The 14676-nt window shown below is 46.9% G+C and carries 13 protein-coding genes and 1 pseudogene; 5 read left to right on the top strand and 9 right to left on the bottom strand.

Annotated elements, in window-relative coordinates; genetic code table 11:
• Nucleotides 1-326 precede the first annotated feature (326 nt).
• Nucleotides 327-947 (bottom strand): LysE family translocator, encoded by a 621-nt coding sequence (locus tag ACX9GV_RS09760; protein WP_473197905.1) that lies wholly within the window; start codon nt 945-947, stop codon nt 327-329.
• A gap of 231 nt (nt 948-1178) precedes the next feature.
• Complete coding sequence (locus tag ACX9GV_RS09755; protein WP_473197904.1) at nt 1179-1520, bottom strand: DHCW motif cupin fold protein; 342 nt, start codon at nt 1518-1520, stop codon at nt 1179-1181.
• Between the two features lie 252 nt (nt 1521-1772).
• Here ACX9GV_RS09755 and ACX9GV_RS09750 point away from each other — a divergent pair, with 252 nt between their 5' ends.
• A complete protein-coding gene (locus tag ACX9GV_RS09750) occupies nt 1773-2477 on the top strand; it encodes a YnfC family lipoprotein (RefSeq protein WP_037385364.1) in 705 nt (234 codons plus the stop codon).
• 75 nt (nt 2478-2552) lie between these two features.
• Here ACX9GV_RS09750 and ACX9GV_RS09745 read toward each other — a convergent pair whose 3' ends face one another.
• The 4 genes and pseudogenes from ACX9GV_RS09745 to ACX9GV_RS09730 form a co-directional block, all read right to left on the bottom strand.
• A complete protein-coding gene (locus ACX9GV_RS09745; protein WP_473197903.1) occupies nt 2553-3710 on the bottom strand; it encodes a type I restriction endonuclease in 1158 nt (385 codons plus the stop codon).
• A 737-nt stretch (nt 3711-4447) separates the two neighbouring features.
• Nucleotides 4448-4645: pseudogene (locus ACX9GV_RS09740) on the bottom strand (ISKra4 family transposase); the annotation flags it as partial.
• A gap of 137 nt (nt 4646-4782) precedes the next feature.
• Entirely contained in the window at nt 4783-5010 is a 228-nt protein-coding gene (locus ACX9GV_RS09735) for a type II toxin-antitoxin system Phd/YefM family antitoxin (RefSeq protein WP_473197902.1), read from the bottom strand.
• A gap of 107 nt (nt 5011-5117) precedes the next feature.
• The gene (locus ACX9GV_RS09730) at nt 5118-5873 is read right to left on the bottom strand and encodes a DeoR/GlpR family DNA-binding transcription regulator (RefSeq protein ID WP_473197901.1); all 756 of its coding nucleotides are present in this window, start codon (nt 5871-5873) and stop codon (nt 5118-5120) included.
• An 87-nt stretch (nt 5874-5960) separates the two neighbouring features.
• Here ACX9GV_RS09730 and ACX9GV_RS09725 point away from each other — a divergent pair, with 87 nt between their 5' ends.
• From ACX9GV_RS09725 to ACX9GV_RS09715, 3 genes are read left to right on the top strand one after another with little or no spacing between them, the layout of a single operon-like run.
• Entirely contained in the window at nt 5961-6545 is a 585-nt protein-coding gene (locus ACX9GV_RS09725; RefSeq protein WP_473197900.1) for a GDP-mannose pyrophosphatase, read from the top strand.
• Nucleotides 6546-6552: 7 nt separating this feature from the next.
• The gene (locus ACX9GV_RS09720; protein WP_473197899.1) at nt 6553-6915 is read left to right on the top strand and encodes an NUDIX hydrolase; all 363 of its coding nucleotides are present in this window, start codon (nt 6553-6555) and stop codon (nt 6913-6915) included.
• 50 nt (nt 6916-6965) lie between these two features.
• Nucleotides 6966-7223: a hypothetical protein gene (locus ACX9GV_RS09715; RefSeq protein ID WP_473197898.1), complete on the top strand. Its 258-nt coding sequence runs from the start codon at nt 6966-6968 to the stop codon at nt 7221-7223.
• Nucleotides 7224-7489: 266 nt separating this feature from the next.
• Here ACX9GV_RS09715 and pulA read toward each other — a convergent pair whose 3' ends face one another.
• The 3 genes from pulA to ACX9GV_RS09700 form a co-directional block, all read right to left on the bottom strand.
• Entirely contained in the window at nt 7490-10777 is a 3288-nt protein-coding gene (gene pulA / locus ACX9GV_RS09710; protein ID WP_473197897.1) for a pullulanase-type alpha-1,6-glucosidase, read from the bottom strand.
• 410 nt (nt 10778-11187) lie between these two features.
• The gene (locus ACX9GV_RS09705; RefSeq protein ID WP_473197896.1) at nt 11188-11577 is read right to left on the bottom strand and encodes a YgiW/YdeI family stress tolerance OB fold protein; all 390 of its coding nucleotides are present in this window, start codon (nt 11575-11577) and stop codon (nt 11188-11190) included.
• Nucleotides 11578-11736: 159 nt separating this feature from the next.
• On the bottom strand, nt 11737-12390 hold the full coding sequence (locus tag ACX9GV_RS09700; RefSeq protein ID WP_473197895.1) for a tellurite resistance TerB family protein: 654 nt from the start codon (nt 12388-12390) through the stop codon (nt 11737-11739).
• A gap of 499 nt (nt 12391-12889) precedes the next feature.
• On the opposite strand from ACX9GV_RS09700, the gene ACX9GV_RS09695 reads away from it, so the two are divergent.
• A complete protein-coding gene (locus tag ACX9GV_RS09695; RefSeq protein ID WP_473197894.1) occupies nt 12890-14578 on the top strand; it encodes a phosphodiester glycosidase family protein in 1689 nt (562 codons plus the stop codon).
• Nucleotides 14579-14676: the final 98 nt, after the last annotated feature.

The raw sequence follows: 14676 nt of genomic DNA, 5'->3' as shown, positions 1-14676 counted from the left end.
GCGAGTATCGATGGACGGATATAGCGCTTAGGAGCGACAGACGGCCATTCAATAATTGCTGCTAGATTCGAGATTAATCATCTCTGTTAAGATCATGGGAATGTCGATATAAGTCTGTGACAGCACTATTACCGGTTTGATTAAATGCTAATCACGTATCCTTATTCACAGCATAGCTACATTGGTGATTGGTTAAAGCTGAGCTGAGCGTCGGACTTATAAAGCTGACGCTCAGCGGAATCAATAAAACCGATCTTGAAATTGGTGAAGTGACTGAGACTTTTCGCCAATTAACAGATTTTCAGTAGTGTACTGAACAGAGCCACTTATCGCGAGCTGAAAGCAAGCCTAGCTGCAAAGCATAAAAAGAGCCCACCAGTTGCACGATCCATAGCTTTGATGACATGGCTTTTTTTCAGTATGCCGGATGCAAGTTGTGTGGAGATAATAAGAGTGACTGACCATAGGGTTCCGATCAGGACATGAATGCTGACAAGTATAAATGTCCAGATTAACGGGGAGTGCCCAGCAGGGATGAACTGAGGTAAAAACGACACATAAAAAATGCCCATCTTTGGATTGAGTACATTTCCCAGCATCCCTTTCACAAACCAGTTTCCGTTTGAAGATGTATGGCCATCATTCTCACTGAATGACGAGCGCGGGCGCATCAGAAGTTGTAAGCCTAACCAGCAAAGATAGACCGCCCCGCAGATCTTCAGAATTGTATAAGCAAGCTCTGAAACCGCAAGCAGGGCCCCAAGCCCGAGAGCGACAAGCGCACCCCAGATGAAACAGCCGGTATCAATTCCAAGAGCAGCCTGAAAAGCTTTCTTTCCCCCTTCGGCGCAGGCTGCCCGAAGGATGAGCGCAGTATCAAGACCTGGAGTGAGAGTAAGAAATAATGCTGCTAAAGAGAAAGCGAGAAGTGAGTCGGCGACAGACATTTTCTTTATCCGAAAGAGCGGATTTTACTTACCTATTTCTATTTGATCAACATCGTGCAAGATAACGTTAAAAAAACCACATAATACCCATCGGGCAACGGTCATTTTATCTCATCATTTTTAGCTTCTCGCACCACAAGACTCATTTGTGGCGAGATTCATAGGTTTGTCATGACATTTGAGGTCATGACGGGCCAGAAACGGACAGAAGCAATCACACCAACATAGGTGTCAATCCACAATAAAGAGTTTTGCGCCTGTGGTCGTTCTGGACTGATGCGGCTCCGCGTTATCACCAACCTGATAACTCATCCCCGCAGTTAAAATGAACTTACGACCATCTTCGAGCATTGTTTCTAGCTCACCTTCCAGGCAGAAAAGGATATGTCCTTTTTGGCACCAATGATCGGCAAGGTAGCCAGGGGTATATTCAACCATTCGCACCCGTATTTGATTCGGCTTTTCACCAAAGAATTGGGTGCGCCAATAAGCACTGCCGGTTTCCCCTGGGTGCTCGACTCTTTCGATTTTACTCCAGTCGGTTGTGCCAAAAGCAAATGCATCAATATTCATTTAGTTGCTCCATCCATGAGTAAGATCTTTTACGCTCAGATTAAAGTGCTTTAACGATACGATGAGTGCATTTACAAATCAACACATTAAATTTTTTATAGTAATAAACTTGAATGTAGCCTCTAACACTCACCTATACAGGGACTCTACACTAACGTATTAAAATAAAGCGAGCCGAGGAATCACCCCATTGGACAGCAATTGATAATAAATGATAGCATAACATCATTATAATGATGATAGGACTCGATTATGAAGATTAAAGCTACTATAGGTGCGATGTTTTCACTATTACTCGTTGGGTGTGATTTAGAGAAAGAACCAGAGCGATATTCTCCCATATTGACAAATTTTGCTACACAACATAACTTTGATTCACTACGGGGAAATATAAAATCGTTTAATCAAAAATTGGTTAAGGATGATGGTGAATTACTTAGTGAGGTTTCAGGTGTTTTATCAAAAAATGGCTGTGTGCAATCACTGAAGGCCAATATCCTATTCTTTGAATTACATGAAGATTTTATGATAGAAGGTGATTATTTAGTTGATGTTGAAAGTAAACAGAAAATAGCAAATGTAAATAAGGAATGTCGGCTTGTTGATACTGAAGTCTCAAAGTATGAATATAATAAAGATGGGCTTATTTCAAAAGTAACGACATTCGATCAGGGTTATGAATATATTGATTTTTACCAATACGATGATGACGGGCTACCTGCCAAAATAGATTCTGTTAACCCAAAAAGTACGCGAATGTTTTCTAGAAGTGAGAATAAAAAGAAAAGCTTTGATCAAACACTTCATTCAGTTTCTGAGGATAAAACAAGTGATACGGTAGAGAAAAAATGTGTTTATGATGATCACTATAATCCGGTTAAGTGTGACATAGTGGTTACTGAGGCTAACGGAGAGATTAAAAAGTTCAATATGATTTACAAAACCGAATACTATTAAGTGATGATGAATAAGCCTGTACACAATTTTATGTACAGGCAAATGCAAGAGTTGTTCACCGGCTCCTCTCAGGCTCTACTGCCTCTTTTTCCTGAAATTTTCATCATTTTTAACATATTCATATGAATCAAGAATTAATCCCGATATGCGTAGTATGTCTTCAGGCTTATCGATATAAATTCTTGACGAGTCACACTCGAGGCGAGCTCTTAAAACTTCATTTACAGCTATTTCATTCAATTCAATTGGCAGTTGTATTGATGGTTTCGTTTTTTTATCGAAGTATCTGACGATCCACCTATTGGCTTTGCCTTGATAGAGGACGTTGAAGTACGTTTCAGTATCTTTAAAGTGAATGTCAACACCATTGCCAACTATTGATGCTATTTTGTCGAATAAGACTCGTTCATTCGCAGTAGTAATTACATTTGGATTATCTGGATCTATGATATCCCCATGCATTTCAGTATCACTATTATTATCGATATGCTTTTCATCAATAATATCATCAAATTGACTCCTGGCTCCAGACAATCCTGATACAACCATAGCACTAACTGAACGCTCAACGGCTTGTTTTACGAGTGGTGTTATATTTTCAAGGAACCGCTGGTTAAGTTGCCTCTCTACATTTGACCGGCTAGCAACATATCTGACAAATTCTGGATCAACATCTCTTAAACTTGAGCTAATTGTTTTTGTAAAGGCAGAAAGGAATACGCTTTCTTCGGCTAGGGTTCTTAATGCTTCGGGTTTAAATTTATCATGCCTAAATCTGAATAATTGCTCTGCGTCTGATTCTGTAACTTCATCCATCCTTATCCTTAGGAATGGAGTTTGGTCCATAATGTTTTTTTCTTTTAAATCAGTGAAAAACCTCCATTCTAACCCATTGGTTATGGCTGATATTGTCACTTCAGGCGTTGAGTTAAAATATCTTGAAAGCTGAGGGCAATGATTCTCTATTTTTTCATTATATCCTTTAGCCTCAATAAACATGACCGGTAATCCTTGGCAAAAAAGAGCATAGTCAACACGTTCATTTGCTTTTGCGCCAGGGAAGTCAGCACCATATTCTGCTTTTACTTTTTGCGGGTCGTACGGGCTAAATCCAAGAACATCTAGAAAAGGAAGTATGAGAGCTTGCTTTGTTGTTTCCTCGGTTGCGCAATGTATTCCTACATTTTTGACATGTTCACTATGAATTTTTAGTTTGCTCTTAAACGTTTCCATTTACGTACCACCATGTGATTGATCATAATCCAATTGGTCATCAGAATACACGCTACACTCCAACCTCCACAGAACAGCTTAATCTGGGTTCCGTTGCTACGCCGATAAGATGATTGCGAAACTTTCGCGAGTTGTTATCAGACATGATAAAACAGTTCCTTTGCTAATCAAATGCTGGAATTTTGTTCAGTGGTTTGCAGCGGTAAGAGTAGGCTAAGCCTTATGACTGTCACGTTTAGCGTTTCTGGTCACAATAAACAATGTTCGATAGACGTTAGGGGTAGTGTTGCGAAAATGATTAACAGGTGGGGGGATCCTGTCATTTGCCCCCGCACGTATTCCTTCCATCTGTCGTATGAGCCCTGACGCTTTTAGCGCCCAGCAAGCAGCATTCAAAGGCAACCTATCTTATCAGTCAACTCGACGCATTTTGTCTATACAATTGGCTAAAAATCATCAACATCCTAGAACGATGAAGAAGATAACTACTTATACGTGGGGGAACGGCAAAACAAAGGGAAGAAAGGACGGGCTTGGTGCAACCACCGGCAGCTAAAATGATTTCAATTTGTTGCTGGGCCCGCAGGTAAAATGTAGTAGCGGATTAACAAAAAATCAACAAAAAAATTATACTAATGAGTGTGAGCGACGTGGGTGATGCGTCTGTTGCTACGTTCCAAGGTGTGTATGCCAATCATGATGTCTTTTCGGTTGCCGCAGGGTGCACTACCACTGGGTTTACCGGCAATGATTTCGAAGTTGTGTTTTCTGTCATCCCTGTTGCGGATATAACCCCCATCAATGCCGACCACGATAGGTTTTCCCGGTCTGGGCTGTTTACCCCAGTCACGGGGAGCGCCAAAAAGTGTGTCAGGATACGCCTCTACTTCAGCATCCAGTCGTTTCGCCACCTGGCATAGATGATTTCTGACGGTTTAGGCTCCCTCTGTTTTTTCGTCCTCTCTTGGTTAATGCGACACAACCGAACGTCCTACAGCCATTCCAGAATTCGATTGAACAACAGGCTGGCGATATGCTGTTTTTGGGATAAAAGTGACGTCACACACGGCCATTAAAGCGCATCCAGAAGTTGTTCACGTGTAAACGTGCGGCCTAACTCGATGTCTTTTTCAGATAACGTCATCAGTTTGAGTAACGCAATGCTTTCATCCCGACGAACCCGATCGTCATAGGGTTCGATAACGTAACCAGGGCGGCCGTTTTGCGTCACGTTCAGAGGCTCGCTCAAATCGAGTTTGGCCGCATTCTGTTTCAAGTAACTTATTGTTTCGGTTTTCATGATATCTCCAAGTTGGCGAAGATGAACCTGGCGCTACGCCGGTTTTCCCCATGCTGATCAATCCCTCAAGCCATTCTTGCGATACACCAGCCAGCGGTGACTTGAAGTCACGCTTTAATCACTGTGACGCCTTTTTCTTCAATACTACGGACCCAACTTTCTTCGGTGTCGTTATCAACCACCACCATATTGATTAACCCAATGTCGCCAATAACAAATGGTGACGCAGTATTGATCTTCTCGGAGGAGGCCAACACGATCGTTTCCGCAGCTCTGCCGGAAAATGCACGTTTGATGCACGCTTCTTCATAGTCACCGGTGGTTAATCCCGCCTCGGGATGAATGCCGGTGACACCCATAAAGAAAATATCGGCATGAATGTTACCGATACCTTCGATGGTGGCCGCGCCGACAGTGACAATGGAGTGCTTGTACAGTCGCCCGCCAATCAAAATCACCTCGATGGACGGATGCTCTATTAGCCCCAGTGCAATGCTCGGGCTGTGGGTCACCACGGTGATGCACAGGTCGTCTGGGAGATAGGTAATGAGTTCTGACGTGGTGGTTCCGCCATCAATAATCACCACCTGACCTGAAGAAATCAGCTCAGCCCCTTTTTGGGCAACCTTCTTTTTAGCTTCTGTTTTTAAGGATTTACGCTCGGAAAATGTCGCTACGGCTGATGATGACGGCAAAGCGCCGCCGTGCACGCGTTGTAAACGCCCTTCTGATGCAAGCTCGCGTAAGTCCCGCCGAATAGTGTCCTCTGAGACGTCAAATCGAATACTCAGATCTTTCGAAAGAACCTGCCCGTCAACCTGCAGCTGTTCAAGGATGAGTTGTTTGCGTTGACTTGTAAGCATAAGGCTGTTCCTGATATTGCATGTTTTATCTTGATTATGCACGAAATTGCAGTTTATGATGATAACTCTACGTACAGAGGAGCCACTATGCAACCAAAACGTGCAGAAATACGGATCGTCGACAGCAAGGATCTGTCCGATGATTGGTATTCTCTAAAGAAATACACTTTTGATATTCAGCGGCGAAACGGTGAATGGCAGCGCCAGAGTCGCGAGGTTTACGATCGGGGTAACGGGGCCACGATACTGCTATACAACCGTAACAGGAAAACGGTGATCCTCACCCGTCAGTTTCGTTTTCCCGTGTTCATCAATGGTCACGATGGCTATCTGATTGAGGCGGCAGCAGGTCTTCTTGACAACATAGACCCCGAAAGCCGCATAAAAGCGGAAGCAGAAGAGGAAACTGGCTTTCGCATTTCCTGCGTTCAGAAAGTTTTCGAAGCTTACATGAGCCCGGGGTCGGTAACGGAAAAGCTCTACTTTTACATTGCTGAATATCATGCGGAAGACAAGGCAAGTGCGGGCGGTGGAATAGCGGCCGAAGGGGAGGATATTGAAGTGCTTGAGTTGCCCCTAGACGCTGCGCTTGCGGCAGTTGAAAGCGGTTTGATCGTTGATGGCAAAACCATCATGTTACTTTATAACGTAGCCCTGAAAGGGTTATTCTGAGGTACCCATGACTAAACAACTGATTTTAATTGCAGGCCCATACCGTAGTGGAACGGGAGGCCAACAAGAACTTATTGATGCTAATCTCGCCCGGTTGGAAAACGCAGCACTGGCGGTATACCAGCGAGGGCACATTCCGGTTATCGGCGAATGGCTGGCGTTGCCTTTGGCGAGAGCGGCAGGTTCTAAATCTATCGACGATGAGATAGGCGAATCGATGATCTATCCGGTTGCCCACCGGCTTATTACAAAATGTGATGCCATTTACCGCATTGAAGGCGTTTCTAAAGGGGCCGATAGGGATATCGACGTTGCACGCCAGCATGGGCTCACTATTTATACCTGTTATAAAGACATCCCCTTAGCATGATTTGCCGTTCCACTGCCGGCAAATAGCGGGCAGCGTGAAGGAACACCGATGTGGTAGAGGAGTGGTCAAGAAATACCAACAGGGGGATTAGCAGCATTGAGGGGGCAGACGTGCCGTGGGTTATGAAAAAACTGGCAGATAATATTATCACTATATTAGGTGGGATCATTGGTGGTGCTGCCGTCTGGCTTACTTTGTTTTTTATTGTCTATTTTGACAGCTGGGCAAAAAGGTTACTGGTAATTTCTGCTATGTATTTATTTATCTATTTACTTGGTAAATTTATTGATGGCTTTAAAGCAAGATAAAAATCTACTGACTGGAAGTTGATGCCTTGCTTTGCGGGTCAGAGGATCCGCCTTGCTGTGTGTCAAAAGCTATGCTGGTGCAAAGCAAAGATAACAGCGCTAATAGTGAACTATTGCATAAGGTTATTCATTTTATCTTGATGTTCAGGATGACAACGCAGTAATAATGCCTTCCTGCGGATTGCGTGGCATAGCAACCTCACACCCGCGAAAGGTGTGAGGTTAATCAGGTTATTGACTGCTTATTACTGACAGCTCACTACTAATTACTTACTACTAACAGGCAGCCCGATGCCTTGGGTCGATACCTGTGGCTTAACCAGCAGGGCAACCGACCACGCTGGGATGGTAATGCGGCCATCCTCGGCGATAACTACACCGGATGCCAGCGAGTGGGTGCCCAAGTCCTGCTGGATAGTGCTCAGGCGAAGGTTGTTACCCACAAAGTCACTGATGGTTCTGGCTTCAGGGGCGGCGTTGATCACCACCACCAGCGCATCGGCTTGTGGATCGAGATCCTGGCCAGCCTGGGTGCCGTCATCAAGGGTCATTACCAGCAACCCTAACTGTTGTGCGGCGCCAGTATTGCGGAAATCAACGCGCTTCATTACTTCACTGCCGCTGCCCAGGGTGATCAACGGGGAGGCGTGGCGTAACTGGGTGAGTTCCTGGTAGAACCCGGTCATTTGCGTGATTTCTGCGTTGCCAGGCGCGGCAACAGCCCCTTTTACCAGGCTAATGATTTCGTAGTTGATGCCGTCAACACTCTGACGCGGCATACCTACGTTGAAGTTATTATCCTGATAACTGTAGTCAACGCGGTTATACCAGTCACCCGAGTCATAGGAGTCGCGGGTAAAAGATTTGGAGCGTAACAGTTCCGAACCTTGCTGGTCGAACGCCAGCCCTTGGCCCAGCAAGGTGGTGGCCAGAGAAACCGCCTGCATCCGCACACGGGTGGCCAGATCTGCCTCGGTGGCGGCCTTGTAGCTGATTATGTCCCACAGCGCCTGGTTGTCGTGTTTGGAAACATAATTGACGATTTCAGTAGGGTCGCTGGCGTAGCCACCGATGGCACCGTTATAGTCAATATCGCTGCCTTTCTTCAGGTTACCGTCTTTGTCGATCAGCAGGAATTCGGCCAAATTACCCGCCATCCCCAGGCGCGTCAGATCCGCCAGATGACGCACGCTATCTTCGCTCAGTTGGGTTTGCTCGTTAGCCAAAACGCCCGCGCCATTGCCCAGCCCCTGATTCTGCCGCAGAGCCTCTTTCTCATCAAAAGGGCCACCGCCGCGTACTGCATCCCGCAGACGGTCAGAGAAGGTACCAATGCCGGTGCCTTTCAGGTTGATTTGTGAGGCGATTTCAAAGCGATCTTCCTGCCCGGAATTCCAGCCTTCGCCAAAGAAGTAAACGCTAGGATTGACCGCTTTGACTTTTTCACGAGCCGCGAGGATCTGCGCTTTAGGATGATAACCCATCAGATCGAAACGGAAGGCATCAATCTTGTAGTCTCTGCTCCAGACAACCAGCGAGTCTTCAATCAGCTTGGCGAACATCCGGTGTTCCGGTGACGAATCGGAACAGCAGGTGGCCGATTCCACGCTACCGCTAGACTCGTTCAAGCGCTGATAATACCAAGGTACGATTTTATCCAGCACCGAGGTGCGGTCGCTGGGGCCAGCAGCATTGGTGTGGTTATACACCACGTCCATAATCACGTTCATGCCCAACTGCTGCTTGAGGGTCTGCACCAGGGTGCGGAACTCTTTGATACGCTGCGTCCCTTCCGGGTTAGTGGCGTAGGAGCCTTCCGGCACCGTGTAGTGGAAAGGATCGTAGCCCCAGTTGTAGGAGTCGGTCTGTGATACGTAGCCGTTCAATTCCTGTACTTGCGGATTATCTTGGCTATCATCCGCCTTGAGCTGGTTCAGCACTTCGCCAATGGTCGAGGCACTGCTGCAGTAATCAGCAAAACGGCTTTGCCGCACGGCGCTGTTCAACTCACACAAATGGCTGAAAGGCTGTGGCAGATCGGCCATTTTATCGCTGAACTCGTTAACCGTAGCCAGATCGAATATCGGTAGCAATTCAACGTGAGTCACGCCCGACTGCGCCAGTTGCTTGAGGTGCTTGACCATATTGCTGTCTTCTGCGGTGAGCGCCAGATACTTGCCGCGCATGGCTTCAGGCACGGTTTGGTCCCAGGCAGAAAGGTCACGGATATGGGACTCATGGATCACCATGCGGGCAATATCAGCTTGAGTCGCCTGTGGGTGAGGCATCTTCAGGCTGTCCCAGCCTTCGGGTTTCAAATCGCTGTCATTCAGGTCGACGACCTGGCTGTACTCGGAGTTGGTCGATAGGCTATGGGAATAGGGGTCGGTGACTTCATATTGTTCCACCTTGCGTGACTGCGGGTGGTAAACGGTGAGCGCGAAACGATAGAAGCTCCCTTTGAGATCGCTGCCACCCTGATAAGACCAGGCACCAGACTCGCTATCTCGAGTCATTGGCTGGTTGCCTATCACCTTTTTATCTGCGCCGTACAACACCAATTTTACCTGCTGGGCAGTCGGTGCCCACAGGCGGAAAGTAACCGCAGAACCATTCACCATAGCACCATATTCCAGCTTTTCGGCGGCAGCAGCAAAGCGGTCATCCAGCACACCGGCTGTCTGTACCTGAGTCGCTGAAGTGATCACCCCCTGTTTATCGGTAGCAAGAGCGATGGTTTCAGCAGTCAGCAATTCATCGACATTGGCATTCCCCGGCAGCTTAAAGGCGGCATAATCGGCAAGGTGGGGAAAGCGCACCCGCGTCTCTTCACTGAGGGTGGTAGGTGTTAGCGAGTAATAGCGGTCGGTGAATTCGCCATTGCTGTTAGCGGCGACTTTGCTGCTGTGGTTGTAGTAGAGACGAACAAACGGTTGATCTTTACCGGCAGGCCATAGCAGTGTCTGTTTATCCACCCAGTGTGCATTGGCCTGTGCCACACCAAACGCGGCGCGGAAAGCTTCGGCGCGGGTGTCGTATAGGGTATTGCTACCCGCAATCACCGAGACGGTACGGTCGGGGAAATCGCTGAACGTGAGGCGGATATCGGCATCAATCAGCTTTTTGACACCATCTCGCAGGATAAAGTTGATGCAACCGGTTGTTTTGTTTAGATCCAACACCCAGTATGGGCCGTATTGATCGCTACCTGTGGGGGTGTTACTGGTGTCATCCCAACCAGGGAGCGGTTCTTGCAGCGCATCGCAGGTGCTGTTATTCCACAGGAACAGGTTTTTCGTGCTGTTATCACCGGTGATTCCGCTGGTAACGGCGGCGATATCCACCAGATGGATCACCACTTGGTTGCCCTCAGCCACCCGAGCTTCACCGGGGACTGGGACGTTGGGTAAATGGGCGACGGGTTCCTGATTAATGGGTAACTCTTCCTGCTTCTTATCTGCATTGAAGTTACTGTTAGAGTCGTTATTGTTATCACAGCCGCTGAGTAATACCAGCGAACCGAAGAGTAGGGCATTAAAGGTAAGTTTACGCATTCTAAGTTCCCTCTACCCCTCGTCCTTCAAGTCGCCGGGCTATTGGCTGCACTGGTTACTCCGAATCACTGACTTGAGTTAGCTCATCGGGAGTTTCTCGTTTGCCGCCTAGCTGCTTCTTGAGATTGCGTGGGGATATATAAATTACGTAATAGGAAGTAACAATATGTAAAGCCCTAGCATTAGATATTGCAGCGCGGTGGGGTGCATCCTCCCGGCCGAAAAGGCTTGAGGGCGTAGGGAGAAGGATGAGGTTAAACCGTACAGGGATGATGAAGTGTCAGCAGCTCAATATGAGGGTATAAAACAAGATTCCCTGCCTGTTTAACCACAGGCAGGGAATAGGATTGCCGAGATCGATGCTCTGACCTTACTCTTGGCGGAGTAACAGCCAAATCGTCAGGATAACCTTATGGGGTCACTTTTCTGAGCTGTTCTACATCAATCTCCACTCGGTTTAAGCCTCTATCGACTTCACCTCGGATCTCAATTAAATCTTGTGGAGTAACGGTGACACCATTCCAGAGTTTGTGGTCAATATCGACCTTAATGGTGCCGCTGGCATCTTTGAAGGTGTAATTATCGTCAGAGAGACGCTCAACGATATTGCCACGTAATGTAACCCAAGTGCCATCACGCTGTGATCTGGCGTTACTAACGGTCGTCACGTTACTGCTCTGATCAACAAACCCACCTGTTTGTGCATTACTTTGCGGGCCAGAGAACCCACCTTGCTGTGCAGCCAAAGCTGTGCTGGTGCATAAAGCAAAGATAACAGCGCTAATAGCGAGCTTTTTCATGATGTTATTCCTTTATCTTGATGTTCAGGATGATTAAATCGACATCTTGAACGGTTGGGTAACGGGAAAAATAAAGTAATTTTCAGCGAGTTGAACGATCAGAAAATATGAGTGATATCAGCGATAAAAGTCATAGAGAGCGGTATCACCCCAGCGTCATTATTCTAATTCGCGTCTTTTCGCACTAACATCGGCCTCAATCCCTTGGCGGACATCCACCGGAATTTTAAGCGACTGGGCTAATGCATCCAGATAGCTGCGTTCCATAAAATGGTCGATATCAATCACCAGGCAACTGAGATAATAAACTTCTAACGCTTCATCTTCATTTTGCACGCTACTGGCAATCAGGTTCGGATCCAGCGGTTGCTCAATGGCCTGCTGCACCCATTGCTGAGCTTCATTGCCAAGCTGCAATTGTTCCAGGCTCTGTTGGATGGCTTGCTGCTCATTGGCATCAATATGACCATCGCTTTTTGCGGCAAAAACTAATGACTGCACCAAACGTTTGGCGCGCACATCGCTGGGGGTGCTTTGCAAGCCAAACTGCGGTTCTTCTTCATGCGACTCTTTCACACGCTGTTTATACTTGTTCCACAGCACGGCACCAACAGCGGCACTACCGCCGATAATCAGCGCATTTTTAGCATATTTGCCAACCATATTGCGTGATGATTTATTAGCCAGCAGAGCGCCCACTATTCCACCTAGTGCTGTTGGGGCTAACAACTTGGTGATACCTTCGGCACCCCCCATTGCATTAGCTTTATCGCCCAGAATCGATTGAATTTGCTGCATCCAGTTATTTTTCATTGCTGACCTCTAATACGGAAAAGTTCAGGTAAATAGACAGCGTAGCACAACGATTGTTCCTTGCTGGGGCAGGATTACTGAATAAGGGAATAAAAGGGAGCAGGGCGGTTTGCTAAGGGGCAGACCCTGTGGGGTAACTATGGCGATAACACTGCGCTTAGCCATTATTTCTTTCAGATTGTATAGACTGAGGGCGCAAGCGAGATACCTGGTAATACCGGGGGCAAAGACATTCACAATGTCATGCCGCCGACCGAAGGTTTTCTTATCAGAGATAGGGTCAGATCACATTTGATAAAAAGCATGTTACCTGACGAGATCTTAATGCGACAGAGCCTTCTATATTGGTCATAATAGTGTCACAGTTATGATCTATTTTGTGATTGTTTTTGTTATTGATTTTATTGAATAAAAGACATGTTTTCGCTTGATATTGTTCGATAAGGAAAAATAACCATGAGTTTTGACGTGTTTATAAATATGAATAGGAATGAAAACAATGCGTATTCTAAATAAAAGACCTATCGCTTTCGCCCTGGTTGCATTATTTAATTCATTGCTCTTAATCGGGTGTGATAATACAAATACAAGTACAAATACAGAACTAACGCAATCTACCTGGAAAATGCCTGTAGACGATGCGCCATTAGGTTATAGCGGACTGTCTCAAACCATCACTAGCCAACCAGTCACTGCCGGAGTGACCTATTACCAGGTCAAGCGTGGTGAACTGAGCGTGGACGAATACTGGACTGTCAATATAGGTTTTTATACCACGCCAGCTGCAGCACAAGCGGACGCCGATGCCATTACTGCTGCCGGTTTTACTACACGGCTCGATCAATCGGCGGGGACGAATACTTCTGGTGCAACGCTGGGCTACTATCTTTCTGTTGATCGGTTTAACACCCAGGATGAAGCTAACGCAGTGGCATCCCAAATCAGTGTAGCAACAGCAAACAAATACAAGCCGCGAGTAAGGAATACTGCACTTGCGGGTAATACCACCACAGGCCCCTGGATTATCAATATATTAGCTATCGAACCTGCGAAAACTACCACTAAACTAAGCTATGAGTTACCCGGCGGCAACAATCTGGGGGGAGCGGGGGAGACTGTCTCTGCTGCAGCGCTAAGAGTCGATGCATTAGCAGGAATGAACGCAGGATACTTCTCAAATATTAATCCATTTGGTTCTCCGTTGCCGCCAAGATCACCTGTAGGTACAACAGTGGTGAACGGGCAATTAATCGCTGCAGCCACTGGTGGGCGCCCAGGCGTTATGATTACCACCACCAGTGAGGGGCACCCGAAAGCCACCCTATTGCAGAAGCTATCTTCATCGACGATTTTAACGGACGACCAGAGTGTATCCATTGAAGTGAAAGATAAGAATCGTCCAATTTTAGGAACCGTAGTGAATTGCGGCACCCCTGCGCAAACCCCGACAACGTTATCAGCTCACGATTATGTTTGTAACAATTTCAATGATTTGAAGATGTACGACTCCCTCTTTCTCGGTGGGCTATCGTCAAATACCTTGGTCAACGCTAGCTACAAAGGGGATATTTATGAGCTGGTGGTTGATTCGACAAATACTGTGGTTGGTGGAGATGAAACATTAGGGACGCCAGCGCCTCAAGGGGGCTATGTGCTCCAAGGGCTGGGGGATAGTGCCAAATGGCTTCGCGAACATGCAATCCCTGGCACCAAATTGACGGTAGTTGACCACGTTTATTCTGATGGGAAGGAGATTACTCTGGCACCCGGTATGTCAATTGTAGAGGCGGGCCCGACGTTGTCGGTGAGTAATTTGCTACAAAACGCATGGGCCGAAGGGTTTTCACCCATAGTTAATGGTACCGCAAATACTGCCTCGGCAGCGATTGATACCAGTACATGGTATGAAGGCTGGGTAGTCTCCCGTAATGGGCGAACCGCTATCGGTGTTGGCGCTGACGGCACGATTTTGTTGGTTGAAATCCCAGGGCGACAGCCCTATGTGAGTTTAGGAACTTCCATTCCAGAGACAGCGGCAGTAATGGCATGGCTTGGCGCTTCTTCATCCATCAACCTAGATGGCGGGGGCTCCAGCAATATGGTTGTCAACAGTGTCTCTGTAGGAGAACCATCGGATGCAACGGGTGAACGCGGTGTTGCTGGCACACTGATGATCACATCCCATTGAATTTGTTTGCGAGATATTTCTCACTTTAACCATAACTTGTCGGCTTGCGGGTTTTAGCAGTTGCGGTCAGTTTGCGAGATGAAGTACCTTGGCGTTTG

This window comes from Serratia sp. 25CWL12 (genome assembly GCF_055790885.1).
Note: the sequence above shows the minus strand (reverse complement) of the source record. Positions and strands in the feature narration are given on the sequence as shown.